Raw genomic sequence first — 24,320 nt, 5'->3', positions numbered from 1 at the left:
CCCGACGGGAGAGGGAGTTAACATATGGAGGGATTGTACCGCCTCCGACGCCGAAGTGTTATAACCCGCGTCAAGCCTTTGGCGGTTCGGTTCGGGCAAAGCTCTCGCGGCTAAAGAGCGTTTCTGCGAGTTTCACCAGCAGCGGACGGTCGACGCACCAGCCAGGGGACACCCGGCGGAAGTTGAGATAGCCGATGGCGCAGGCGATGGCGATGGTTGCCAGGTCCAGGCTGTCGGTGTGGATCTTGCCCTCCCGGATAAGCTTTTCACACATATCCAGACTGCGGCTGATTTTTTCCCGCTGGCGCAGCAGCTCGCTTTCTGACTGCTGGGCGGCGGGCCTTGCCTGCTCGCGAACGGAGGTGAGTGCTGCATCCATAATGCCGTCGGCCAGGGCTTCAATTTGCTTCACCGCCAGCGCCGCTTTAGGGTCAGACGGCAGCATTGCCGGGGCAATGCCCAGCAGCTCGATATACTCCGCAATAATGGGGGAATCGAACCAGTATTCGCCCTCGTCCGTCACCAGCGCCGGAACTTTCCCCAGCGGGTTATACTGCGCGACGCCGTTTTCGGCGTTGTAGGGCTGTTCATTAACGAATTCAAATTCAATCCCTTTCTCCAGCAGGAGAATCGAGATTTTTCGCACGAAGGGACTGGTGTAGCTACCGATGAGTTTCATTGCCTGATCCTTGATGCCGGGAAAAAGTCAGTATGGATCAAGCGATGAAAAAAGGGCAGATATGCGTGTCGCATTCCCGCCCCGGAAGGATTAGTGATCGAGATAGAGGTAGTGCATCCAGCTGGTCATACGCAGCAGCACTTTACGCATCACTGAGACGTGGGCGAAATGATCCGAATAGACCGCCACCTGGGCATAAATACCGTCCGGCAAAGCATCGACGTCGGCGTTAGGCTCCAGTTCAATCAGCGCCTGTACCCCATCCGTACCCGGCGCAACGGTCAGTGCCTGCAAGGCACCCTGCGCCTGATACGACCCGCCTGGCACTACCGGCAGAACGCTGGTGAGCTTACCGGTGAACACCTGGCCCGGCAGCGCGTTAAATACCACTTCCGCTTCATCGCCCGGCTTCAGACGCAGCAGCGAGTTCTGACGGAACTGGGCCACAATCTGGCGCTTCTGTTCAGGAATGAAGACCATCACCGGGCGCAGCGGCAGCGCGGCGGCATAGGTTCCCGGACGAATCAGCACCTGGGTGATATAGCCATTGCTCGGCGCGCGCACCACGGTCTGATCGAGGTTGTATTTTGCTTCAGCAAGCTGGGCGCGTAACGAGGCAATCTGCGACTGCTCGCCGTTCACCATGCTGTCCAGCTGGCTTTGAATCTGCGTCTGTTCAGCAACGGAGCCTTTCACCATGGCATCCTGCGCCAGATAGTTCTGCCGCGCGTTATCAATATCGCTTTCAGAGAACGGATTCACCTTCGCCTGGCTGCCTTTGAGGTAGCGCTGATAATCTTTATAGAGTCGATCGCGCTCAGCGGAGACGCGTGTCGTATTGGCAACCGCTTCCGAAAGCTGCGCTTTCAGAGTGTCGATATTGTGCGTCGCGGTCACCAGGTCCGCCTTCAGTCTGTCGACGCGCGCCTGATAACGGCCCGGATCCAGTTTAAATAACACTTCGCCTTTTTTAATGAGCTGGTTATTTTTATCGGTCACTTCAGTAACCACCCCCGTGACCTGCGGCGTAATCGGAATGGAAATTACCGCTTTTTGCGCCGTAAAGGTATACGGATGGTTATAGTTCATTAGAAGAATGAGTCCGGCAACAATAAACACCCCGCCTAACGTCGCGGTAGCAAGCGTCCACTGATTTACCGGAATACGGAATATTTTAAAGATTGCCCAGGCAAATGCCACATAGGTCAGAATAATCAACAGATCCATGATTAGCGCTCCAGCGTGTTTTTATCATCAGAAGGCTGAACCGCTGCCAGCTTGTGTTCTAACTCGGCCACGCGTTTGGCCAGCGCATCCATCCCCGGAACCTCATCAGGCTTAGTAATGTGGTTCTGCATGCCCCAGCCGCGATCTTCGCGGTACAGCGTGGCCCAAATCCACAGGAACGGCCAGATGGCATGAAGCGTAAACAGGCTTATCCAACCTGCCGTATGAATAGCATCGGCATGGGGATGATTACGCTTTTTAGCCATATTATAGGGGATGTCATGAATGGCGATGATTCCGTAAAAAAGAACCAGAAATACAAAAATCAACACACCCAGCGCGAAATAGTTGAGAAACATAGTCTCCTCACTTAAACAACGTCAACTCATTACATTAATAAAACAGCACGCAGCCTAATTAATTTATTTTTAAATTTAAAAGGCACACTGATTATTTCAGAGCCGGGGAGTATCGGTTTTTATAATATCTCCACGCAAGTTTATAAGCGTGTCAAAATATATCCTGAATAATAATATACTGAACCTTACATTATGAGCGTAATTCAGGTTTCAACTTTCCGCCATACTACATATGTAAACTGTTTTATTAGCTTTCCGTGTTACTCGAGGCCGTCCTGACACCGATCGCAGTCGGAGAAATCCGCATAAAAATATTTTGTGAAACCAGTCACAATCCGGAAACAAACACGCAAAAACAAAACGTGATATCAATCACATAAAGAGGTGGTTTTTGCTCTATTTTTCGCCATCGTATTTTTTTTACTCGCCTATTTTGTGACTCAGGTCACTTCATTCAACGCCACACCCCCTACATTTACGTGACATGCATCACACAAAATTCCACTGTCTGGACAGTTGAACGATTCAGTGCCAGATTTCACAGCATCAGAACAGGGTCCGGCTACCTCTGCCGCCTCATTAACAATAAACCTCGGGCCGCAAGCCTAAGCGTAAACAGAAGAAGGGGTGTTTTATGTCATCCGATTTCAAGATCAAAGTTCAAAGCTTTGGTCGTTTCCTCAGCAACATGGTGATGCCAAATATCGGCGCGTTTATCGCGTGGGGTATTATCACCGCATTGTTCATTCCGACAGGGTGGTTGCCTAACGAAACGCTGGCGAAACTTGTTGGCCCAATGATTACCTATCTCCTGCCGCTGCTCATCGGTTATACCGGTGGTCGTCTGGTGGGCGGTGACCGTGGTGGCGTCGTGGGTGCCATCACAACCATGGGCGTGATCGTCGGTGCGGATATGCCGATGTTCCTCGGTGCGATGATTGCCGGTCCTCTGGGCGGCTGGGCGATTAAGAAATTCGACGTCTGGGTTGATGGCAAGATCAAGTCCGGCTTCGAAATGCTGGTGAACAACTTCTCTGCGGGCATCATCGGGATGATCCTCGCGATTCTGGCGTTCCTCGGCATTGGTCCGGCTGTTGAAGTGCTGTCCAAACTGCTGGCGGCGGGCGTTAACTTCATGGTGGCGCACGACATGCTGCCGCTGGCGTCTATCTTCGTTGAACCGGCGAAAATCCTGTTCCTGAACAACGCCATTAACCACGGTATCTTCTCGCCGCTGGGTATTCAGCAGTCTCACGATCTCGGCAAGTCCATCTTCTTCCTGATTGAAGCGAACCCGGGTCCGGGTATGGGCGTTCTGCTGGCGTACATGTTCTTTGGTCGCGGCAGCGCGAAGCAGTCTGCTGGCGGCGCGGCTATCATCCACTTCCTGGGCGGTATCCACGAAATTTACTTCCCGTACGTGCTGATGAACCCACGTCTGATCCTGGCCGTTATCCTCGGCGGTATGACTGGTGTGTTCACCCTGAGCGTGCTGGGCGGCGGTCTGGTCTCCCCTGCTTCTCCAGGCTCTATCCTGGCGGTGCTGGCGATGACGCCGAAAGGCGCGTACTTCGCGAACATCGCGGCGATCTGTGCGGCGATGGCGGTCTCCTTCGTGGTCTCTTCTATCCTGCTGAAAACCAGCAAGGTGAAAGAAGACGACGATATCGAAGCGGCAACCCGTCGTATGCACGACATGAAAGCCGAATCCAAAGGTGCGACCCCACTGGCGGCTGGCGATGTTTCTAACGACCTGAGCCACGTGCGTAAAATCATCGTTGCCTGCGACGCCGGTATGGGTTCCAGCGCAATGGGTGCCGGCGTGCTGCGTAAGAAAGTGCAGGATGCGGGTTTGACCAATATCTCTGTGACCAACAGCGCGATTAACAACCTGCCGCCGGACGTTGACCTGGTCATCACGCACCGCGATCTGACCGAGCGCGCTATGCGTCAGGTACCGCAGGCACAGCACATCTCGCTGACCAACTTCCTGGACAGCGGCCTGTACACCAGCCTGACCGAACGTCTGGTTGCCGCGCAGCGCCACGAAGACAACGAAGTGAAAGTGCGCACCAGCCTGCAGGACAGCTTTGACGAGAGCAATGCTCACCTGTTTAAGCTGGGCGCGGAGAACATCTTCCTCGGCCGTACCGCGAGCACCAAAGAAGAGGCGATTCGCTTTGCCGGTGAACAGCTGGTGAAGGGCGGCTACGTTCAGCCAGAATACGTTGACGCGATGCTGGAACGTGAAAAACTGACGCCAACCTACCTGGGTGAATCCATCGCGGTTCCGCACGGTACGGTTGAAGCGAAAGACCGCGTGCTGAAAACCGGCGTGGTGTTCTGTCAGTATCCTGACGGCGTGCGCTTCGGTGAAGAAGAGGACGACATCGCCCGTCTGGTGATTGGTATCGCCGCTCGCAACAACGAGCATATTCAGGTGATTACCAGCCTGACCAACGCGCTGGATGATGAGTCCGTCATCGAGCGCCTGGCACAAACTGAAAGCGTTGAAGAAGTTCTGGCCCTGCTCAACAAATAGCAGCGCCTCTTCCCTCTCCCCTTCGGGGAGAGGGCTAGGGTGAGGGGGAAACGTTCCTCACCCCAGCCCTCTCGGGTAAAAACATTGATGAAGGTTAACACTATGAAAGCATTACATTTTGGCGCAGGTAATATCGGTCGTGGCTTTATCGGTAAACTGCTGGCAGACGCGGGCATTACCCTGACATTCGCCGATGTGAATCAGGTGGTTCTGGATGCCCTGAATGCCCGTCATAGCTATCAGGTTCATGTGGTGGGTGAAAACGAACAGGTTGAAACCGTCTCTGGCGTCAACGCGGTCAGCAGCATCGGCGACGACGTGATTGACCTGATCGCCAGCGTTGATCTGGTGACCACCGCCGTGGGTCCGGTGGTGCTTGAACGTATTGCTCCTGCGGTCGCGAAAGGCCTGACGAAGCGTAAAGCACAGGGCATTGAAACACCGCTGAACATCATCGCCTGTGAAAACATGGTGCGCGGCACCACGCAGCTGAAAGGCCACGTTATGGCGGCCGTGGCTGAGGAAGATAAAGCCTGGGTTGAAGCGCACGTCGGGTTTGTGGATTCCGCTGTAGACCGCATCGTTCCGCCGTCCGAATCCGCCACCAACGATCCGCTGGAAGTCACTGTTGAAACCTTCAGCGAGTGGATCGTCGATAAAACTCAGTTCAAGGGCGCGCTGCCGACCATTCCGGGAATGGAACTCACTGATAACCTGATGGCATTTGTCGAACGCAAACTCTTCACGCTGAACACCGGGCATGCTATAACCGCGTACCTCGGAAAGTTGGCCGGTCATCAGACCATTCGCGACGCGATCCTCGATGAGCAGATCCGCGCGGTGGTAAAAGGGGCAATGGAAGAGAGCGGCGCGGTGCTGATCAAACGCTACGGTTTTGATGCTGATAAACACGCAGCATACATCCAGAAAATCCTCGGTCGTTTTGAAAACCCGTATCTGAAAGATGACGTTGAGCGCGTGGGCCGTCAGCCGCTGCGTAAGCTGAGCGCAGGCGACCGCCTGATTAAGCCGCTGCTGGGCACGCTGGAATACGGTCTGCCGCACGCCAACCTGGTGAAAGGAATTGCTGCCGCGATGCACTACCGCAGTGAGCAGGACCCGCAGGCGATTGAGCTGGCTCAGCTGATTGATGACAAAGGGGCGCAGGCTGCGCTGGCGCAGATTTCCGGTCTGGACGCCAGCAGCGACGTGGTTGCGGAGGCGGTTAACGCATACAACGCAACCAAATGATGCAGAATCCGGCGCAGGTAAGCCTGCGCCCGAATAACAGATTGTCAGATATGCAGGCAATAATGGAACAAACCCAGGCCTTTGAAAATCGTGTGCTTGAGCGTCTGAATGCTGGCAAAACCGTACGAAGTTTCCTGATTGCCGCCGTCGAGCTGTTAACCGAGGCGGTGAACATTCTGGTGCTTCAGGTGTTTCGCAAAGACGACTACGCGGTAAAGTACGCTGTAGAGCCGTTACTGGACGGAGACGGACCGCTGGGCGATCTGTCGGTGCGTCTGAAGCTGATTTATGGTCTTGGCGTGCTCAACCGCCAGGAGTATGAAGACGCTGAACTGTTAATGGCGCTGCGCGAAGAACTCAATCATGACGGTAATGAGTACACTTTTACCGATGATGAAATCCTGGGGCCGTTCGGCGAGCTGCACTGCGTCACCGCCCTGCCTCCTGCTCCCCATTTTGATAACAGCGACCCTGAACTGTACGCGATGCAAAAGCTGCGCTATCAACAGGTTGTCCGTTCCACTATGGTCCTCTCCCTGACTGAGCTGATTTCTAAAATCAGCTTAAAAAAAGCGTTTCAGAAGTAAGCCCGTTCACATTGGTGTATCCTTCCCTGTAATTCCCCCGATTTAGAGTCAATTGTCATGAAAGAAGTCGAAAAGAACGAAATTAAACGCCTGAGCGACCGTCTGGATCTGATCCGTCACCAGATGGCTGGCCTGTCTCTGGTTGATTCCGCCGAGAAATATGCCGAGCTGGAAAAAGAGTCCGTGAAGCTGGAAGCGGAGATTGAGCGCCTGCGCGAAGTGAAAGGCCAGAAGCTGAGCAAAGAAGCGCAGAAGCTGATGAACATGCCGCACCGCCGCGCGATCACCAAGAAAGAGCAGGCTGACATGGGCAAGCTGAAGAAAAGCGTCCGTGGCCTGGTGGTGGTACACCCGATGACCGAGCTTGGCCGCGAAATGGGCCTGAAAGAGATGACGGGTTTTTGTAAGACCGCATTCTGATTTCATGCCGGGTGGCGCTGCGCTTACCCGGCCTACTCTTTTCCCCTTCGCGTGAATTGGTCCAACCAATAGCGCAATCAATCCTCCCCCGGTTCACAATTCCATTATTTGCGCTCACAAAACCATTGCCACTCCATAACATCTGGTTAACCATTCATTGTCATTAACCCTACAACACAATATTGGCAGGACCACTTTTACACAGCTTGTGACGCAGAGTTGAGCGGAGACTCACCCGCAGCACAGGCTGTCTGGTCCCCAGGAGACCTGCATGAGCCTCTGGCAACAAAACTACGACCCGGCCGGCAATATCTGGCTGTCGAGCCTGATCGCATCGTTACCGATCCTGTTCTTCTTCTTTGCGCTGATTAAGCTCAAGCTGAAGGGCTACCTCGCCGCGACGTACACCGTTGCCATCGCCCTGCTGGTGGCGCTGTTCTTTTACAAGATGCCGGTCGACCGCGCGCTGGCCTCCGTTGTCTACGGTTTCTTCTACGGCCTGTGGCCGATTGCGTGGATCATCATCGCCGCGGTCTTTGTCTATAAAATCTCGGTAAAGACCGGGCAGTTCGACATCATTCGTTCGTCGATTCTCTCCATCACCCCTGACCAGCGCTTGCAGATGCTGATTGTCGGCTTCTCCTTCGGGGCGTTCCTTGAAGGCGCGGCAGGATTCGGCGCACCGGTGGCGATCACCGCCGCGCTGCTGGTCGGGTTGGGCTTTAACCCGCTGTACGCCGCTGGCCTGTGCCTGATTGTGAACACCGCACCGGTGGCGTTTGGCGCGATGGGGATTCCGATTCTGGTCGCGGGTCAGGTGACTGGGCTGGACAGCTTTGAGATCGGCCAGATGGTTGGCCGCCAGCTGCCGTTCCTGACCATTATCGTGCTGTTCTGGATCATGGCGATTATGGACGGCTGGCGCGGCGTGAAGGAGACCTGGCCTGCGGTGATGGTGGCAGGCGGCTCGTTCGCGATTGCCCAGTACCTCAGCTCGAACTTCCTTGGCCCGGAGCTGCCGGACATCATCTCTTCCCTGGTGTCGCTGGTCTGTCTGACGCTGTTCCTGAAACGCTGGCAGCCGGTGCGTATCTTCCGCTTTGCGGACATGGGCGCATCGCATGTGGATCAGACCCTCGCCCGCACCGGCTATACCGCCGGACAGATCGTCCGCGCCTGGTCGCCGTTCCTGTTCCTGACCGCTACCGTGACGCTGTGGAGCATACCGCCGTTTAAATCGCTGTTCGCTCCCGGCGGCGCGCTGTACGACATGGTGATTAACATCTCCGTGCCGTTCCTCGACAAGATGGTTGCCCGTATGCCGCCGGTCGTGCACGACGCCACCCCGTATGCGGCAGTGTTTAAGTTTGACTGGTTCTCCGCCACCGGGACCGCCATCCTGTTTGCCGCTATTCTTTCCGTGGTGTGGCTGCGCATGAAGCCTGCCGCCGCTGTGCAGACTTTTGCGGCCACGATTAAAGAGCTGATGCTGCCGATCTACTCCATCGGCATGGTGCTGGCGTTCGCGTTTATCTCGAACTACTCCGGCCTGTCGTCGACGCTGGCGTTAGCGCTGGCCCACACCGGACACGCGTTCACCTTCTTCTCGCCGTTCCTCGGCTGGCTGGGGGTGTTCCTGACGGGTTCAGATACCTCGTCTAACGCCCTGTTTGCCGCGCTGCAGGCAACGGCAGCCCAGCAGATTGGCGTGTCGGACGTGCTGCTGGTCGCCGCGAACACCACCGGCGGCGTGACCGGCAAAATGATCTCCCCGCAGTCCATCGCCATTGCCTGTGCGGCGGTGGGACTGGTAGGCAAAGAGTCGGACCTGTTCCGCTTTACCGTGAAACACAGCCTGATATTCACCTGCATGGTGGGCGTGATCACCACCCTGCAGGCCTATGTCTTAACCTGGATGATCCCATGATAGTGATGCCCAGACGCCTGTCCGACGAGATTGCCTCTCGCGTGCGGGCGCTGATTGAAGAACAACAGCTGGAAGCGGGCATGAAATTGCCCGCCGAGCGCCAGCTTGCCGCCCAGCTTGGCGTATCACGTAACTCATTGCGCGAGGCGCTGGCAACGCTGGTCAGCGAAGGGGTACTGGTGAGCCGTCGCGGCGGTGGCACCTTTGTGCGCTGGCAGCATGATGACTGGTCCGAGCAAAACATCGTTCAGCCGCTGAAGACGCTGCTGGAAAACGACCCGGACTACAGCTTCGACATCCTTGAAGCGCGTCACGCCATCGAAACCAGTACCGCATGGCACGCAGCGATGCGGGCAACCGAAGCCGACAAAGAGAAGCTCAAAGCCTGCTTCGAAGCCACGCTAAGCAGCGACCCGGACATCGCCTCCCAGGCGGACGTGCGTTTCCATCTGGCAATCGCCGAGGCGTCGCACAACGTGGTGCTGCTCCAGACCATGCGCGGGTTCTTCGACCTGCTGCAATCCTCCGTGAAGCAGAGCCGCCAGCGCATGTATCTGGTCCCGCCGGTCTTTGCCCAGCTGACCGAACAGCACGAGGCGGTGCTCAACGCCATTCTGGCCGGCGATGCCGAAGCCGCGCGCAAGGCGATGATGGCGCATCTCGGCTTCGTGCACACCACCATTAAACGATTTGATGAAGACCAGGCCCGACAGGCGCGTATTACCCGTCTGCCTGGCGACAGTGATATTTCCAGGGAGAACAAAGCATGATTATTTCAGCAGCCAGTGACTACCGCGCCGCGGCGCAGCGCATTTTGCCGCCGTTCCTGTTCCACTACATCGACGGTGGGGCGTATGCCGAATACACCCTGCGCCGCAACGTAGAGGATCTGTCAGAAGTGGCCCTGCGCCAGCGCGTGCTGAAGAATATGTCTGACCTGAGCCTTGAGACGAAGCTGTTCAACGAAACGCTCTCCATGCCGGTAGCGCTCGCGCCTGTCGGCTTATGCGGCATGTACGCCCGTCGCGGTGAAGTGCAGGCCGCCGCCGCGGCAGATGCCAAAGGCATTCCGTTTACCCTGTCTACCGTCTCGGTCTGTCCGATTGAAGAGGTCGCCCCGACCCTCAAGCGCCCGATGTGGTTCCAGCTGTACGTCCTGCGCGATCGCGGCTTTATGCGTAACGCCCTGGAGCGTGCCAAAGCGGCAGGCTGCTCAACGCTGGTCTTTACCGTTGATATGCCCACGCCCGGCGCGCGCTACCGTGATGCCCACTCCGGCATGAGCGGCCCGAATGCCGCCCTGCGCCGCTACTGGCAGGCGGTAACGCATCCACAGTGGGCGTGGGATGTGGGTCTGAACGGCCGACCGCACGATCTGGGGAATATCTCGGCCTATCTCGGCAAACCGACCGGGCTGGAGGACTATATCGGCTGGCTGGCGAACAACTTCGATCCGTCGATCTCGTGGAAAGACCTGGAGTGGATCCGCGAGTTCTGGGATGGACCGATGGTGATCAAAGGGATCCTCGATCCGGAAGATGCCCGCGACGCGGTGCGTTTTGGCGCGGATGGAATTGTGGTCTCTAACCACGGCGGACGCCAGCTCGACGGCGTGCTCTCTTCCGCCCGCGCCCTGCCGGCCATTGCCGATGCGGTGAAAGGCGATATTGCCATTCTGGCCGACAGCGGCATCCGCAACGGGCTGGACGTGGTGCGCATGATTGCGCTGGGTGCCGACAGCGTGCTGCTGGGCCGCGCGTACCTGTACGCGCTGGCCACCAGCGGCCAGGCGGGCGTGGCAAATCTGCTGAACCTGATCGAGAAAGAGATGAAGGTGGCGATGACCCTGACCGGCGCGAAGTCGATCAGTGAAATCAGCAAGGATTCACTGGTGCAGGAGTTGAGCAAACTACCGGCGGCGCTGGCTCCGCTGTCACATGGCGACGCGGCCTGATCCTCTCCCGTTACCCCACCTTTCCCATGCGTCCGATTTCCCCCTCGGGCGCTTTTTTTGTCGAAAATAACACCTGCGTAACATTCTGGATAAGAAAATTTGACACACCCCTCCCGCTCGCAATTGTATAGACAAGCAAATACAAGAACACAAAAACAACATCACATCGGAGGGGAGCGTATGACCTATTCAGGTAAGGTGGATATTCAGCAGGTGATCGACGAGAGTCCTTTTTCAGGGTTTCACTGGCTTCTTATCGTGCTGGGCTTTCTGGTTCTGGCGATCGATGGTTTTGATACGGCAGCGATGGGCTACATCGCGCCTACGCTGTCGGCGGAGTGGGGAATACATAAACAGGATTTGGGGCCGGTGCTGAGTGCGGCGCTGCTGGGGCTGTCGCTGGGAGCCCTTATTGCAGGTCCGGTATCGGACCGGATGGGACGCAAGCGCGTGCTGGTCTTCTCGTGCCTGTTCTTCGGCCTGGCGAGCCTGGGGACGGCCTGGGCGCAAAGCCTCAACACCCTGACGCTATGGCGCTTTCTGACGGGTCTCGGGCTCGGCGCCGCCATGCCTAACGCCATCACGCTGATCTCAGAGTTCGCCCCCCAGCGCTGCCGCGCCATGGCGATTAATACCATGTACTGCGGCTTCCCTCTGGGCGCAGCGGGCGGCGGGGCGATCTCTTCCTGGCTTATCCCTCACCACGGCTGGCGAAGCGTGCTGCTGACCGGCGCGATTGCACCGCTGATTTTAACCGTGCTGCTGGCGCTGCTGCTGCCGGAATCGGTGAAGTTTCTGGTGCAGCGCGGGAAAGACGTCGCGCAGGTTCGCCGCATTGCCAGCCGGTTCAGCCGCAGCACGCTGGAGAGCGTTACAGGCTTTTTCCTGGCGGAAGAGAAAGCCGCGTCTAAAAAAGGAAGCGTGGGGCAGCTGTTTTCCATGCCCTGGCTACCCGGCACCCTGATGCTGTGGGTGACTTATTTTATGGGGCTGGTGATTTACTACGTCCTGCTTAGCTGGATGCCGACGCTGATGCAGGGGATGGGTTATGCCCTGGCGGAATCCGCCTGGCTCACCTCGCTGTTTACCTTCGGCGGCACCGCAGGCATTCTGCTCGCGGGCTGGATGATGGACCGCTGGGAAGCGCACAAGGTGGTCGCAGGTGGTTTTGTGCTGACGATGGGCCTGATTCTTTTGCTTGGCCTTGAGCATAACCATATCGCCCTGTTTGGCGGGCTGATTTTCCTGATGGGGATCGCGATGAACGGCGCGCAGTCGGGCATGCAAACCCTGGCCGCCACCTTTTACCCTACCGAGTGCCGCGCGACGGGTATCGCCTGGATGCAGGGCATCGGCCGCTTTGGCGGCGTGGCGGGAACCATGACCAGCGCCCAGCTTCTTTCCATGCAGTGGCAGGCAGACAGTATTTTAATGATCCTCAGCGTGCCCGCTCTGGTGGCCGCGGCGGCAACCGTCTACAAAATGCTGTACAGCCGCTCGCAGGAACCCGGCGTCGCGTAGTTCCTCTCTTTTCTGCTATTCTGCCCCCGCAATTAAGGGGGCAGCATGCTTAACATCGTTTTATTCGAACCAGAAATTCCGCCGAACACCGGCAATATCATCCGCCTGTGCGCCAACACCGGTTTTCGTCTGCACATCATCGAGCCGATGGGCTTTACGTGGGACGACAAACGCCTGCGCCGCGCGGGGCTGGATTACCATGAATTTACCGCCGTGGTTCGCCATCACGATTACGCCGCGTTTCTGGAAGCAGAGAGGCCGCAGCGCATGTTCGCCCTGACCACCAAAGGCACGCCAGCGCACAGCGCCGTGAGCTATCAGGAGGGTGACTATCTGATGTTTGGCCCGGAAACCCGCGGCCTGCCGGCCACGATCCTCGATGCCCTGCCCGCTGAGCAGAAAATCCGTATTCCGATGATGCCGGACAGTCGCAGCATGAACCTGTCGAACGCGGTGTCGGTGGTGGTGTATGAAGCCTGGCGCCAGCTGGGTTACCCGGGCGCCATTCTCAGAAGTTAAATGCCGTCACCATACTCGAAGGTATGGTGAATGCCGTTGAAGTGCTGATCCATATCCATCGACGGCTTATCGCTGTCTGGCTTACCAACGATGCGCGCCGGTACGCCAGCGGCGGTGGTGTGCGGCGGCACGGGCTGGAGCACAACCGACCCCGCGCCAATCTTCGCGCCGCGCCCGACTTCGATATTGCCGAGGATTTTAGCCCCCGCGCCAATCATCACCCCTTCACGAATTTTCGGGTGGCGATCGCCGCTGGTTTTCCCGGTACCGCCCAGGGTAACGGATTGCAGGATCGAGACGTCGTCTTCAATCACCGCCGTTTCACCGACAACGATCCCGGTGGCGTGGTCGAGCATGATCCCGCGGCCAATCTTCGCCGCCGGGTGAATATCAACCTGAAACGTCACGGAAACCTGGTTTTGCAGGAAGATCGCCAGCGCGCGGCGGCCTTCATTCCATAGCCAGTGGCCAATGCGGTACGCCTGCAGCGCGTGGAAGCCTTTCAGGTACAGCAGCGGCGTAGAGTATTTATCCACTGCCGGGTCACGGGTGCGCACGGCCTGGATATCACAGGCGGCAGACGCAATCATTTCCGGGTCAGCGGCGTAAGCCTCTTCCACCACCTCACGAATCGCAATCGCGGGCATGATCGAGGACGCCAGCTTGTTGGCGAGCATATAGCTCAGGGCGCTGCCGAGGTTTTCGTGCTTGAGTAGCGTTGCGTGGTAGAAACTGGCCAGCATAGGCTCACAGTCGGCCAGCGCCCGGGCTTCGGCTTTAATATTATTCCAGACGATATCCAGTTCTTCACACGGCATTGCTAACTCCAGACGATAGTTAATGACCAGCCAGTTCTGCGCTGGCTGGGTCATTCAGGTGACAACGGTTCCGACTAGTTACTGCTGCGCTCGTCCTTGCGCGCACGACCTAATAAGGTCAATGCTGCCTCGCGCGCATTTTTTCCGCAATACAATACCTGATAAATTTCCTCGGTTATTGGCATTTCGACACCAAACCGGTGCGCCAATTCGCGGACTTCTTTGGTATTGCGGTAGCCTTCCACCACCTGTCCAATCTTCTCCTGCGCGCTTTTTACATCGCTGCCCTGTCCGAGCATCATGCCAAAGCGGCGGTTACGAGACTGGTTATCGGTACAGGTCAGCACCAGATCCCCCAGACCCGCCATCCCCATAAAGGTGGCCGGATCGGCACCCAGCGCTTCGCCCAGACGGGACATCTCGGTTAAGCCGCGGGTAATCAACGCCGTACGCGCGTTGGCGCCAAAGCCAATACCGTCAGACATCCCGGCCCCGATGGCAATCACGTTCTTCACCGCGCCACCCAACTGCACGCCGATAAAATCGGGGTTGCTGTAGACGCGGAAGCTCTTGCCGCAGTGCAGCAATTGCTGGAGATCGTCGGAGAAAGCCTGATCGGTGGATGCCAGCGAGATCGCCGTCGGCAGGCCCGCAGCCAGCTCTTTGGCAAAGGTCGGCCCGGAGATGACCGCCAGCGGGATCTCATCCCCCAGCGCTTCGCGGGCAACGTCCTGCAGCAGACGTCCGGTTTCCGCTTCCAGCCCTTTGGTCGCCCAGACGATACGCGCATCCGGGCGCATCAGCGGATTGATCTGATTCAGCACGTCGCCAAAGACATGGCTTGGTACCACAATCAAAATGTTGCGGCTGGCCGCCAGCGCGGTTGCAAGATCGCTTTCCAGGTGCAGGGTGTCAGGGAACGGAACGTCCGGAAGAAACGCCACATTGCAACGGTCGCGCTGCAGCGTGGCGATATGTTTTGGATCGTGGCCCCACAGGACCACGTCGTGACCATTTCTTGCCAGCGTGATGGCAAGAGCGGTGCCGTATGAGCCGGCACCGATCACAGTCATTGACGCATTAACAGTGCTCATCAGGCATCCTGATGTTGTTCGGCACCTTCGCCAGCCTGCTGCTGCAGATAGTTCATGAACAGCGCATCAAAGTTCACTGGCGCAAGGTTCAGTTGCGGGAATGTACCGCGAGAAACCAGGCTGGTGATGCATTCACGGGCATACGGGAACAGGATGTTCGGGCAGTATGCACCCAGGCAATGCGCCATCTGGTTGCCTTCGATGCCGCCGATGGAGAAGATACCGCCCTGCTGTACTTCGCACAGGAATGCAGTTTCTTCGCCCAGAGAGGCGGTCACGGTCACACGCAGTACGACTTCATACACGTCATCCGCCAGCTGGGTGGATGCGGTATCCAGATCAAGTTTAACCTCTGGCTGCCAGTCTTTCTGGAAAACGTGCGGCGCATTTGGCGCTTCGAAAGAGACATCCTTGGTGTAGATACGCTGGATCTGGAAAGTCATTTCGGTGTTGTTTTGTTCTGACATGGAAATACCCTTTTTAATTGTCCTAAAGTCTCTTAGCTCAGCAGCGGATCGAGTCCACCACGGGCATCGAGCGCATACAAGTCATCACAGCCGCCAATGTGCTGCGCATCAATAAAAATCTGCGGAACCGTCGTACGACCACTACGTTGGATCATCTCTTCGCGTTTGATCGCGTCACCGTCGATCGGCAGTTCCTGGAACGTGACGCCTTTGCTGCTCAGCAGCGCTTTCGCACGGTGGCAGAACGGGCACGTCGCTTTGGTGTAGATCTCAATATTGGCCATGACTGAACTCCTTATTTACCGCGAACCAAAGGAAGATTTTCCCCGCTCCAGCCGGAAATCCCTTCTTTCAGTACCGTTACGTTTTCGAAGCCCGCTTTGTAAAGCGCGCTGGCAGATTCCTGCGCCTGCATACCGGTCGCATCCACAACGATAATGGGCTGGGCTTTGTGTTTCTCAAGCTCACCAACGTTGTTGGCTTTGATTTCAGCTGGCAACAGGTTGATTGCGCCGGCAATGTGACCTTTACGGAAATCGTCACGCTGACGCAGATCGACAACGACGGCATCTTCTTTGTTAATCAGACGCGTCGCTTCACCACGGGTGATAACCTTAATCTTAGACGTCAGGCTCTTAAATGTGGTGAACAGCACAGCAGCCAGCAGGCCAATCCACGCGATGCTCAGTACCGGATGGCGGCTAACGAATTGCATAATTTCTTGCATGGAGGGTAACTACTCCCGACTAAGTGATAAAAAAACCAGGACAGGAGTATACCTGTGCGTTCTGGCAAATACAGCCAGCGACCATAACCTAATCCATTTTCTGCGGCATGCCACCTAAAAAAATGCCTCAAAATGGTCCGGTCAGCATCTTGCCCCCGCGCTTTCTTTGATCTTCTGCGGCTATTTGATCGATTCAGCTGTAGTAAAATTACGCAAATTTTGACTCTTGAGCATGAGGTTGTTGCAATGTCGGTTTCTAAAAAACCTATGGTACTGGTGATTCTGGATGGCTATGGCTACCGTGAAGATAGCCAGGATAACGCTATTTTCAACGCAAAAACCCCGGTCATGGATGCACTGTGGGCAAAACGTCCGCATACCCTGATTGACGCATCCGGTCTGGAAGTGGGCCTGCCGGATCGCCAGATGGGCAACTCCGAAGTTGGCCACGTTAACCTCGGCGCGGGTCGTATCGTGTATCAGGATCTGACCCGTCTGGACGTCGAAATCAAAGAGCGCACCTTCTTCGCTAACCCGGTTCTCTGCGGTGCGGTAGATAAAGCCGTTGCGGCAGGTAAAGCGGTGCACATCATGGGTCTGCTCTCCGCAGGCGGCGTGCACAGCCACGAAGATCACATCATGGCGATGGTTGAACTGGCCGCTGAACGCGGTGCGGAAAAAATCTACCTGCACGCCTTCCTGGACGGTCGAGACACGCCACCGCGCAGCGCAGAAGGGTCCCTGAAAGCTTTCGAAAACAAATTCGCCGCGCTGGGCAAAGGCCGCGTGGCCTCCATCATTGGCCGTTACTACGCTATGGACCGCGACAACCGCTGGGATCGCGTTGAACAGGCCTATGACCTGATGACTCTGGCAAAAGGGGAATTCCAGTTCCCGACTGCGGTTGAAGCACTTGAAGCCGCTTACGCGCGTGATGAAAACGATGAATTCGTAAAAGCGTCCGTGATCCGCGCTGAAGGCCAGGCCGATGCCGCAATGGAAGATGGCGACGCGCTGATCTTTATGAACTTCCGCGCTGACCGCGCGCGCGAAATCACCCGTGCGTTCGTCAACAGCGACTTCGACGGTTTTGCCCGTAAGAAAGTGGTTAACATCGACTTCATCCAGCTGACCGAATACGCGGCAGACATCAAAGCGCCGTGCGCGTACCCACCAGCCTCGCTGGCTAACACCTTCGGTGAGTGGATGGCGAAGAACGACAAAACGCAGCTGCGTATTTCCGAAACGGAAAAATACGCGCACGTGACCTTCTTCTTTAACGGCGGCGTTGAAGAGCCGTTCAAAGGCGAAGAGCGCATTCTGATCAACTCGCCGAAAGTCGCGACTTACGATCTGCAGCCAGAGATGAGCTCTGCGGAATTGACTGAAAAACTGGTCGCGGCCATCGAAAGCGGCAAGTACGACACCATCATTTGTAACTACCCGAACGGCGACATGGTCGGCCATACCGGCGTAATGGAAGCGGCAGTGAAGGCGGTTGAAGCGCTGGACCACTGCGTTGAGCAGGTTGCGAAAGCGGTTGAGTCCGTTGGCGGCCAGCTGCTGATCACCGCTGACCACGGTAACGCCGAGCAGATGCGTGACCCGGCAACCGGTCAGGCGCACACCGCCCATACCAACCTGCCTGTTCCGCTGATTTATGTGGGTGATAAATCACTGAAAGCAGTAGAAGGCGGCAAGCTTTCCGACATCGCGCCAACCATGTTGTCGCTGATGGGTATGCCGATCCCTGAAGAGATGACTGGTAAGCCGCTGTTCATCGTGGAATAATCGCTCCCCATGAGGGGAAAGGCGATTTTTTCAATCACATGGGTCGTGAAGCCGCTTAGGCTATCAGTCAGACCTCTGCTTTGCGCCAGCGCACTCAGCGCTGGCGTATTGCTGTGCGCCGCATCCGCCCACGCGGATGACCGCGACCAGCTGAAATCCATTCAGGCCGATATCGCCGCCAAAGAGCGTGCGGTACGCCAGCAGCAACAGCAGCGCGCCACCCTGCTCGCCCAGCTTAAGCAGCAGGAAGAGGCCATCTCCGCTGCCGCACGTAAACTCCGTGAAACGCAAAACACCCTCACCCAGTTGAACAAACAGATCGACGAGATGAATGCGTCGATTGCCAAACTGGAGCGCCAGCGTGATGCGCAGGAGCGCAACCTCGCAGCACAGCTGGATGCCGCATTCCGCCAGGGTGAGCATACCGGACTCCAGCTGATCCTCAGCGGTGAAGAGAGCCAGCGCGGCCAACGTCTGCAGGCCTATTTCGGCTATCTGAACCAGGCGCGTCAGGAGACCATTGCACAGCTGAAACAAACGCGTGAAGAGGTCTCCACCCAAAAAGCGGAGCTGGAAGAGAAGCAGAGCCAGCAGCAGACGTTGCTCTACGAACAAAAAGCGCAGCAGGCGAAACTTGAGCAGGCCCGTAACGAACGCAAGAAAACGCTGTCCGGTCTTGAGTCCTCCATTCAGGCAGGACAGAGCCAGCTGAGCGAAATGCGCGCCAACGAATCAAAACTGCGTAACAGCATTGCCCGTGCGGAAGCCGCAGCGAAGGCGCGCGCCGAAAAAGAGGCCCGCGAGGCGCAGGCGGTTCGCGACAAGCAGCAGGAAGCCTCCCGCAAAGGGACCACCTACAAGCCAAGCGAAAGCGAACGCTCCCTGATGTCGCGTACCGGCGGTCTGGGTTCCCCGCGCGGCCAGGCCTACTGGCCCGTTCGCGGCACTATTCTGCATCGCTATGGCGAACAGCTGCAGGGTGAGCTACGTTGGAAAGGGATCGTTATCGGTGCGTCTGAAGGTAGCGAAGTAAAAGCCATCGCCGATGGCCGCGTGATTCTGGCCGACTGGCTGCAGGGTTACGGGCTGGTGGTGGTGGTCGAGCATGGTAAAGGCGACATGAGCCTTTACGGCTACAACCAGAGCGCGCTGGTCAGCGTCGGCACCCAGGTGCGCGCCGGCCAACCCATCGCCCTTGTGGGCAGCAGTGGCGGTCAGGGCCGCCCGTCACTCTATTTCGAAATTCGTCGTCAGGGTCAGGCGGTCAATCCACAGCCGTGGTTGGGAAGATAAGTTTTGCTTCAATTTCGTCGAATGGTTCTCTCCGTCGTCAGCGCACTGGCGCTGGCTGCACCGGTATATGCAGGTAAACTCGCCATCGTGATTGATGACTTCGGTTATCGACCACACTATGAAAATCAGGTGCTGGCGATGCCGTCAGCCATCTCCGTCGCCGTCCTGCCGAATGCGCCTCACGCGCATGAAATGGCGACCAAAGCGCACAATAGCGGCCACCAGGTCCTCATCCATCTTCCGATGGCACCGCTCAGCAAGCAGCCGCTGGAAAAAGACACCCTGCGCCCGGATATGAGCAGCGATGAGATCGAACGCATCATCCGCGACGCCTACAACAAGGTGCCGTATGCCGTGGGTCTGAACAACCATATGGGTAGCGCGATGACCTCCAGCCTGTACGGTATGCTGAAGGTGATGCAGGCGCTGGAGCGTTACAATCTCTATTTCCTCGACAGCATGACCATTGGCAACAGCCAGGCGATGCGTGCCGCTCAGGGTACGGGTGTGAAGGTCATTAAGCGTAAAGTCTTCCTGGACGACTCCCAGAACGAAGCGGATATCCGCGTGCAGTTCAACCGCGCGGTACAGCTGGCGCGCCGTAACGGTTCGGCGATTGCCATCGGGCACCCGCATCCGTCTACCGTTCGCGTTTTGCAGCAAATGCTGCCGACCTTACCCGCCGATATCACCCTGGTACGCCCGAGCGATCTGCTGAACGAGCCGCAGGTGGATACCTCTACGCCGAATTCTGCGCAGCCCGTCCCGACGGTACCGCGTAACCCGTTCCGCGGCGTGAAGCGCTGTGTACCGAAGCAGCCGCTAGAACCGGTCTACGCGACCCGCGTCTTCTCTGTCATCGGAGACAGCATCAGTAACAGTACGCTGGTGAAATACGTCCAGCAGCAGTGGCAGGGATGGGGCAAGAAAGCCTGACGCTTATTTCGCAATCTGAGAGCCCGTCTGCTCATTCGCAACGGGCTCTTTTTTCTCCTGATGCAGATACCAGGATTTGAAATACTTCAAAAAGCTGTAGGCTGTGGCATACAGTCCTGTCGCCACCCCCACTTTACCCTGACGCCAGGCGCCGCTAAACAAATACCATTTAAAAAAAGCCCCGATGGCACTGATGATGCCGCGCCCGATAGAGGGGCGTATTTTATGATATTGTACCAGACGGGTTGTATAACAATTTAATTTGTTAAAAAGCTCATGCAGAGTGGGAAACGTATCATGTTTTACATAGCCCGGAATACATTCACAACGGAGAAAACCTTCCACCTGATCGTCTACCGGTCTGTTATTAAATCGGGACTGTTTACGGTTAAAAAGACGCACAGGGTAATCAGGGGATGAAACAGGATAGATCGTCCGGACTTCTTCACCCAGAACAAACCAGTGGCGGCATATTCGCCATGCCGTTCCGGGGTCAGGTTCATCATCTGCTTTTAACGCTGAAATAGCATCAACTGTTTCCTGGTCAAGAATTTCATCACTGTCGATGCACAGGACCCAGTCATTGCTGGCTAAGGATATGGCATGATTCATCTGCTCGCCATGCCAGCCAAATTTTTTATAGACAGGGAGCAGTCCATAGCTCTCACAAATAAAACGTGTTTTGTCCGTACTGCCTGAATCTACAACGACGATCTCATCCGCTATTTTTAAAAGAGGCGGAATAACATCGTGCAATAATCTTTCAGAATTAAACGTTAATAAGCAGATCGTTATTTTAAACATGTTTCCACTCTCAACAGCAGCATAAATGAATATGATTAATACTATATAAATGAGTAGAGATGATTAAAGTCCTGAATCACACTTTTCAAATAAGCACGTATGACGTTTTGTCTAATTCTGAAGCGCAATAAAATAGAAAAATCTATTTTATTTCAACAGATTCTTTATAATGCAGTCAGATGAAGGGTAGCACACGGATTCAGACATGCCGCACAAAAGTAAAATTCTCCTCCTGGATACGGGTAAAGAATGGGGGGGAGGCACCAACAGTATGCTTGAGCTCCTGAAGCGGATCAATCGCGATAAATTCGATATTACGTGTTGTTTTTACAGTGATTATAGCCGCGCTGAAGGTGAGACGATTGGTCAGGTGCTCAACAGCATCGGGATCCCGCTCATCGTGATCCCTCAGCGTCAGCAGCCGCTCTGGGCCAAATTACTGAAGGAAGCGGGACGTAGCCTGCTTTTTTTCTCACGCAGCGCCCGTAAGGCATTGACTCGTTACGTGGATATCCTGTGGCGAATCAGGCCTAACGTCAGCAAAATCGAGACGCTTTTCATGGAGGGCGGTTTCGATACGCTCTATATGAATAACCAACCCGGCTCAAATGAGGAAGGCTATCTCGCGGCAGCGAAACTGCAGGCGCGGTTGATTCAGCACTGTCGCATTGAACCTGTATTGACCCCACCGCTGGTGAAGCTGGTGAATGCCCATGCCACAAAAATCATCGCCGTCTCGCACGGCGTTGAACGCGTGCTTCTTCAGCATGGCGTCCGGCCCGAGCTGTGTACCACGGTCAACAACGCCATCGACATCCACCAGCCTTTGCCCGACCGACGCGCCATGCGCCAGCGTCTGAACATTGATGATGAGACGTTTGTGTTCGGCAGCATTGGGTCGCTTATCCCTCGCAAGTCCAATCACCACACGCTGGAGGCGCTGGCCCAGTTCAACCAGAAGCACCCGCAAGCAAAATGGAAGATGGTGCTGGTCGGTGAAGGGGCTGAACGCGGCGCGCTGACGGCGCAGGCTGACGCGCTGGGGATTGCTGAGCACATCATTTTTACCGGTTTCCAGAACACGCCTTTTGACTATCTCGCCACCTTTGACGCGTTTATTCTGGCTTCGAAGAGCGAAGGTTTGCCCCGCGTCGTGCTGGAGGCAATGCTGCTGAATATCCCGGTGATTGGCTCAAAGGTAACCGGCACGGCAGAATTGATCGACCATGAGTCGACCGGGCTGCTGTTTCCGTGGAGCGATGTGTCGCAACTTGCTCAACATCTGGATAATATCTGGCAGGATCCTGCTCTGCGCGCCCGGCTCGCCGCAGCCGCGCACCAGAATGTCTGCAACGTGTATGCCATTGAAAGCTATGTTAACGGTGTCGAGGCCGTTCTTGGCGCGCAATAACCAAACGAGAAGAACATGTTTAAATTCCTGAATGCTCGCTACCGCCACATTACCGGGCGTCATAACATTCCTTACGCTTCCCTTCCGGCCACGCGCGATCTCGTTGCGGTTGATTCCATCGTGATCCCTTGTACGGGCGCGGATTTCGTCGAAGAGGCGTTATTATCAGCGACCTTTGCAGAGCGTTACGCCACCGACGTCAGCGAGATTGTTATCGTCAGCGATCAGCCTGAATCTGCTTTCGGCGAGCTGCCGCCAAAAACCCGCGTTGTGACCCTCACGCTGCCAAAACGTGAAGAGGGGTACCGCTATAAGCAGATCTACCTCAGCCGTCTGGTGAAGCTTAACGCTCCGCTTCAGGCGCGCGGAGAAGGCGTATTGATGATCGACTCCGATCTCAACCTGCTGAAGATGCCCCAGATCAACATGGCCGATATGCACATCTACTCCAGCTTCCGTCAGGGCAAAATGATCGCCAAGCTGGACGGCGCCCCCGCAGATAAAGTGCCGGCATATTACAAAGAAACGGTGCGCCCGTATCTGGTCGATCACGTTAACGGCGCGTTTCTTGCCGCAACCAAAAAGACCTGGCGTCGCATCTGCCCGCTGTGGCTGACGCTGTTCCAGGATACCTGGGAGCTGATGGACGACACGCAGCCGCCGACCGATCAGCTGCCGCTCGCTGCGCTGCTGGACATGCTGGATGTTAAAACGGTTAACCTGGGCGACTGGATGAACTGGCCGGTCTCCAAGAAGATCGGCGGTCAGGAAGCCGTTGTGCCGAAAGAGGTGATTGGCGCGCACGGGGGTTTCCCGCTTTCCGAATGGCAGAAGTATCTGGAATCGCCGGATAACAAATTGCTGTTCAAAGGGCAGGACTATACCCGCAAGGTGCGCTACCTGACGGACGAAGAGAAAAAGAATCAGTAAAAAAGGGGCCTGAGGCCCCTTTTTGTTTACTTATCCCAGCTCAGGATCACTTTCCCTGACTGGCCGGAACGCATCGCGTCGAAGCCCTGCTGGAACTCATCGATGGAGAAACGGTGAGTGATAATCGGGGACAGATCCAGACCGGACTGGATCAGCGCTGCCATCTTGTACCAGGTTTCGAACATCTCGCGGCCATAGATGCCTTTGATGAACAGCCCTTTGAAGATGACTTTATTCCAGTCGATGGACATATCTGACGGCGGAATGCCCAGCATCGCGATACGGCCACCGTGGTTCATGGTGTCCAGCATGGTGCGGAACGCCGGCGGCGCGCCGGACATCTCCAGGCCGACGTCAAAGCCTTCGGTCATGCCCAACTCTTCCATCACGTCGGTCAGGCTCTCTTTCGAGACATCCACCGCGCGGGTGACGCCCATTTTGCGCGCCAGCGACAGGCGGTATTCATTCACGTCGGTGATCACCACGTTGCGCGCGCCCACGTGCTTCGCCACGGCTGCCGCCATAATGCCGATTGGGCCGGCGCCGGAAACCAGCACGTCTTCACCTACCAGGTCGAAGGAGAGCGCGGTGTGTACCGCATTGCCGAACGGGTCGAAGATGGAGGCCAGATCGTCAGAGATATTGTCCGGGATTTTGAAGGCGTTAAACGCCGGGATCACCAGGTATTCCGCGAAGCAGCCCGGACGGTTTACGCCCACGCCGACGGTGTTGCGGCACAGGTGCGTACGGCCACCGCGACAGTTACGGCAGTGACCGCAGGTAATATGGCCTTCACCAGAGACGCGATCGCCAATGCTAAAGCCTTTGACTTCCTGGCCGATGCCGACCACTTCACCAACATATTCGTGACCGACAACCATTGGGACAGGAATGGTTTTTTGCGACCACTGATCCCAGTTGTAGATGTGAACGTCAGTACCGCAGATGGCGGTTTTACGAATTTTGATCAGCAGATCGTTATGACCGACTTCCGGCTCCGGCACGTCGGTCATCCAAATCCCTTCTTCCGCTTTCAGTTTGGATAACGCTTTCATCACACGTC

The 24,320-nt window shown here is 56.3% G+C and carries 24 protein-coding genes; 14 read left to right on the top strand and 10 right to left on the bottom strand.

All coding sequences use genetic code 11. The features are described from left to right. Nucleotides 1–70: 70 nt before the first annotated feature. The 3 genes from DG357_RS00735 to DG357_RS00725 form a co-directional block, all read right to left on the bottom strand. Nucleotides 71–679, bottom strand: a complete 609-nt coding sequence (locus tag DG357_RS00735) for a glutathione S-transferase (RefSeq protein ID WP_045630259.1) — start codon at nt 677–679, stop codon at nt 71–73. 90 nt (nt 680–769) lie between these two features. Beyond that, nucleotides 770–1,906, bottom strand: a complete 1,137-nt coding sequence (locus tag DG357_RS00730) for an HlyD family secretion protein (protein WP_028015049.1) — start codon at nt 1,904–1,906, stop codon at nt 770–772. A gap of 2 nt (nt 1,907–1,908) precedes the next feature. Continuing rightward, complete coding sequence (locus tag DG357_RS00725; protein WP_028015048.1) at nt 1,909–2,265, bottom strand: DUF3302 domain-containing protein; 357 nt, start codon at nt 2,263–2,265, stop codon at nt 1,909–1,911. Between the two features lie 634 nt (nt 2,266–2,899). Here DG357_RS00725 and DG357_RS00720 point away from each other — a divergent pair. The 9 genes from DG357_RS00720 (at nt 2,900) to trmL (ending at nt 12,986) form a co-directional block, all read left to right on the top strand. Then, the gene (locus tag DG357_RS00720; protein WP_028015047.1) at nt 2,900–4,807 is read left to right on the top strand and encodes a PTS mannitol transporter subunit IICBA; all 1,908 of its coding nucleotides are present in this window, start codon (nt 2,900–2,902) and stop codon (nt 4,805–4,807) included. Between the two features lie 102 nt (nt 4,808–4,909). Further along, on the top strand, nt 4,910–6,058 hold the full coding sequence (gene mtlD / locus DG357_RS00715) for a mannitol-1-phosphate 5-dehydrogenase (protein WP_032644949.1): 1,149 nt from the start codon (nt 4,910–4,912) through the stop codon (nt 6,056–6,058). Further along, nucleotides 6,055–6,645, top strand: coding sequence for a mannitol operon repressor MtlR (gene mtlR / locus DG357_RS00710; RefSeq protein WP_028015045.1), 591 nt, complete (start codon nt 6,055–6,057; stop codon nt 6,643–6,645). Before mtlD ends, mtlR begins: the two co-directional genes overlap by 4 nt. Nucleotides 6,646–6,702: 57 nt before the next feature. Then, nucleotides 6,703–7,065 carry a YibL family ribosome-associated protein gene (locus DG357_RS00705; protein ID WP_015572767.1) on the top strand — a complete coding sequence of 121 codons (363 nt, stop codon included), beginning with the start codon at nt 6,703–6,705 and terminating at the stop codon, nt 7,063–7,065. A 271-nt stretch (nt 7,066–7,336) separates the two neighbouring features. Continuing rightward, nucleotides 7,337–8,992, top strand: a complete 1,656-nt coding sequence (lldP, locus tag DG357_RS00700) for an L-lactate permease (RefSeq protein ID WP_088204478.1) — start codon at nt 7,337–7,339, stop codon at nt 8,990–8,992. Continuing rightward, a complete protein-coding gene (gene lldR, locus DG357_RS00695) occupies nt 8,989–9,762 on the top strand; it encodes a transcriptional regulator LldR (protein WP_028015042.1) in 774 nt (257 codons plus the stop codon). The genes lldP and lldR overlap by 4 nt, the downstream gene beginning before the upstream one ends. Beyond that, nucleotides 9,759–10,946 (top strand): FMN-dependent L-lactate dehydrogenase LldD, encoded by a 1,188-nt coding sequence (lldD, locus tag DG357_RS00690; RefSeq protein WP_049001275.1) that lies wholly within the window; start codon nt 9,759–9,761, stop codon nt 10,944–10,946. Before lldR ends, lldD begins: the two co-directional genes overlap by 4 nt. 180 nt (nt 10,947–11,126) lie before the next feature. Continuing rightward, nucleotides 11,127–12,467 carry an MFS transporter gene (locus tag DG357_RS00685; protein ID WP_028015040.1) on the top strand — a complete coding sequence of 447 codons (1,341 nt, stop codon included), beginning with the start codon at nt 11,127–11,129 and terminating at the stop codon, nt 12,465–12,467. Between the two features lie 45 nt (nt 12,468–12,512). Next, nucleotides 12,513–12,986 (top strand): tRNA (uridine(34)/cytosine(34)/5-carboxymethylaminomethyluridine(34)-2'-O)-methyltransferase TrmL, encoded by a 474-nt coding sequence (gene trmL / locus DG357_RS00680; protein ID WP_059357132.1) that lies wholly within the window; start codon nt 12,513–12,515, stop codon nt 12,984–12,986. Here the strand turns inward: trmL and cysE are convergent. From cysE to DG357_RS00655, 5 genes are all read right to left on the bottom strand, one after another. Next, complete coding sequence (cysE, locus tag DG357_RS00675) at nt 12,983–13,804, bottom strand: serine O-acetyltransferase (protein WP_008502718.1); 822 nt, start codon at nt 13,802–13,804, stop codon at nt 12,983–12,985. The two genes, trmL and cysE, sit on opposite strands and share 4 nt — an antisense overlap. Before the next feature lie 74 nt (nt 13,805–13,878). Further along, nucleotides 13,879–14,898: an NAD(P)H-dependent glycerol-3-phosphate dehydrogenase gene (gene gpsA / locus DG357_RS00670; protein ID WP_088204477.1), complete on the bottom strand. Its 1,020-nt coding sequence runs from the start codon at nt 14,896–14,898 to the stop codon at nt 13,879–13,881. Continuing rightward, a complete protein-coding gene (gene secB, locus DG357_RS00665; RefSeq protein WP_003860835.1) occupies nt 14,898–15,365 on the bottom strand; it encodes a protein-export chaperone SecB in 468 nt (155 codons plus the stop codon). Before secB ends, gpsA begins: the two co-directional genes overlap by 1 nt. Nucleotides 15,366–15,397: 32 nt before the next feature. After that, a complete protein-coding gene (grxC, locus tag DG357_RS00660) occupies nt 15,398–15,649 on the bottom strand; it encodes a glutaredoxin 3 (protein WP_028015037.1) in 252 nt (83 codons plus the stop codon). 11 nt (nt 15,650–15,660) lie between these two features. Further along, nucleotides 15,661–16,092 carry a rhodanese-like domain-containing protein gene (locus tag DG357_RS00655; protein WP_014882007.1) on the bottom strand — a complete coding sequence of 144 codons (432 nt, stop codon included), beginning with the start codon at nt 16,090–16,092 and terminating at the stop codon, nt 15,661–15,663. 246 nt (nt 16,093–16,338) lie between these two features. Here DG357_RS00655 and gpmM point away from each other — a divergent pair, with 246 nt between their 5' ends. From gpmM to DG357_RS00640, 3 genes are read left to right on the top strand one after another with little or no spacing between them, the layout of a single operon-like run. Then, nucleotides 16,339–17,883, top strand: a complete 1,545-nt coding sequence (gene gpmM / locus DG357_RS00650; protein ID WP_088204476.1) for a 2,3-bisphosphoglycerate-independent phosphoglycerate mutase — start codon at nt 16,339–16,341, stop codon at nt 17,881–17,883. A 33-nt stretch (nt 17,884–17,916) separates the two neighbouring features. Next, a complete protein-coding gene (gene envC, locus DG357_RS00645; RefSeq protein WP_231940812.1) occupies nt 17,917–19,176 on the top strand; it encodes a murein hydrolase activator EnvC in 1,260 nt (419 codons plus the stop codon). A 3-nt stretch (nt 19,177–19,179) separates the two neighbouring features. Beyond that, nucleotides 19,180–20,112 carry a divergent polysaccharide deacetylase family protein gene (locus DG357_RS00640; protein ID WP_197710698.1) on the top strand — a complete coding sequence of 311 codons (933 nt, stop codon included), beginning with the start codon at nt 19,180–19,182 and terminating at the stop codon, nt 20,110–20,112. Nucleotides 20,113–20,115: 3 nt separating this feature from the next. Here DG357_RS00640 and DG357_RS00635 read toward each other — a convergent pair whose 3' ends face one another. Next, the gene (locus tag DG357_RS00635) at nt 20,116–20,916 is read right to left on the bottom strand and encodes a glycosyltransferase family 2 protein (RefSeq protein ID WP_088204474.1); all 801 of its coding nucleotides are present in this window, start codon (nt 20,914–20,916) and stop codon (nt 20,116–20,118) included. Nucleotides 20,917–21,121: 205 nt separating this feature from the next. On the opposite strand from DG357_RS00635, the gene DG357_RS00630 reads away from it, so the two are divergent. Both DG357_RS00630 and DG357_RS00625 read left to right on the top strand, forming a co-directional pair. Then, entirely contained in the window at nt 21,122–22,327 is a 1,206-nt protein-coding gene (locus tag DG357_RS00630) for a glycosyltransferase (RefSeq protein WP_063155200.1), read from the top strand. 15 nt (nt 22,328–22,342) lie between these two features. Next, a complete protein-coding gene (locus tag DG357_RS00625) occupies nt 22,343–23,257 on the top strand; it encodes a hypothetical protein (protein ID WP_088204473.1) in 915 nt (304 codons plus the stop codon). A gap of 26 nt (nt 23,258–23,283) precedes the next feature. On the opposite strand, the gene tdh is transcribed toward DG357_RS00625, so the two are convergent. Then, on the bottom strand, nt 23,284–24,312 hold the full coding sequence (tdh, locus tag DG357_RS00620; RefSeq protein ID WP_006812404.1) for an L-threonine 3-dehydrogenase: 1,029 nt from the start codon (nt 24,310–24,312) through the stop codon (nt 23,284–23,286). Between the last annotated feature and the right edge of the window lie 8 nt (nt 24,313–24,320).

Origin of the sequence: Enterobacter bugandensis (assembly GCF_900324475.1) — a bacterium.
GTDB lineage: Bacteria > Pseudomonadota > Gammaproteobacteria > Enterobacterales > Enterobacteriaceae > Enterobacter > Enterobacter bugandensis.
The sequence above is the reverse complement of the archived record's forward strand: the minus strand, read 5'-3'. Positions and strand labels throughout refer to the sequence as shown.

Coding starts and splice junctions, on each gene's coding strand:
- DG357_RS00655 (WP_014882007.1), bottom strand. CDS start 16,092: ATGCAAGAAATTATGCAATTCGTTAGCCGCCATCCGGTACTGAGCATC.
- secB (WP_003860835.1), bottom strand. CDS start 15,365: ATGTCAGAACAAAACAACACCGAAATGACTTTCCAGATCCAGCGTATC.
- DG357_RS00735 (WP_045630259.1), bottom strand. CDS start 679: ATGAAACTCATCGGTAGCTACACCAGTCCCTTCGTGCGAAAAATCTCG.
- mtlR (WP_028015045.1), top strand. CDS start 6,055: ATGATGCAGAATCCGGCGCAGGTAAGCCTGCGCCCGAATAACAGATTG.
- lldD (WP_049001275.1), top strand. CDS start 9,759: ATGATTATTTCAGCAGCCAGTGACTACCGCGCCGCGGCGCAGCGCATT.
- DG357_RS00725 (WP_028015048.1), bottom strand. CDS start 2,265: ATGTTTCTCAACTATTTCGCGCTGGGTGTGTTGATTTTTGTATTTCTG.
- tdh (WP_006812404.1), bottom strand. CDS start 24,312: ATGAAAGCGTTATCCAAACTGAAAGCGGAAGAAGGGATTTGGATGACC.
- gpmM (WP_088204476.1), top strand. CDS start 16,339: ATGTCGGTTTCTAAAAAACCTATGGTACTGGTGATTCTGGATGGCTAT.
- cysE (WP_008502718.1), bottom strand. CDS start 13,804: ATGCCGTGTGAAGAACTGGATATCGTCTGGAATAATATTAAAGCCGAA.
- DG357_RS00720 (WP_028015047.1), top strand. CDS start 2,900: ATGTCATCCGATTTCAAGATCAAAGTTCAAAGCTTTGGTCGTTTCCTC.
- DG357_RS00635 (WP_088204474.1), bottom strand. CDS start 20,916: ATGTTTAAAATAACGATCTGCTTATTAACGTTTAATTCTGAAAGATTA.
- grxC (WP_028015037.1), bottom strand. CDS start 15,649: ATGGCCAATATTGAGATCTACACCAAAGCGACGTGCCCGTTCTGCCAC.
- DG357_RS00630 (WP_063155200.1), top strand. CDS start 21,122: ATGCCGCACAAAAGTAAAATTCTCCTCCTGGATACGGGTAAAGAATGG.
- DG357_RS00705 (WP_015572767.1), top strand. CDS start 6,703: ATGAAAGAAGTCGAAAAGAACGAAATTAAACGCCTGAGCGACCGTCTG.
- trmL (WP_059357132.1), top strand. CDS start 12,513: ATGCTTAACATCGTTTTATTCGAACCAGAAATTCCGCCGAACACCGGC.
- DG357_RS00625 (WP_088204473.1), top strand. CDS start 22,343: ATGTTTAAATTCCTGAATGCTCGCTACCGCCACATTACCGGGCGTCAT.
- gpsA (WP_088204477.1), bottom strand. CDS start 14,898: ATGAGCACTGTTAATGCGTCAATGACTGTGATCGGTGCCGGCTCATAC.
- lldP (WP_088204478.1), top strand. CDS start 7,337: ATGAGCCTCTGGCAACAAAACTACGACCCGGCCGGCAATATCTGGCTG.
- lldR (WP_028015042.1), top strand. CDS start 8,989: ATGATAGTGATGCCCAGACGCCTGTCCGACGAGATTGCCTCTCGCGTG.
- mtlD (WP_032644949.1), top strand. CDS start 4,910: ATGAAAGCATTACATTTTGGCGCAGGTAATATCGGTCGTGGCTTTATC.
- DG357_RS00685 (WP_028015040.1), top strand. CDS start 11,127: ATGACCTATTCAGGTAAGGTGGATATTCAGCAGGTGATCGACGAGAGT.
- DG357_RS00730 (WP_028015049.1), bottom strand. CDS start 1,906: ATGGATCTGTTGATTATTCTGACCTATGTGGCATTTGCCTGGGCAATC.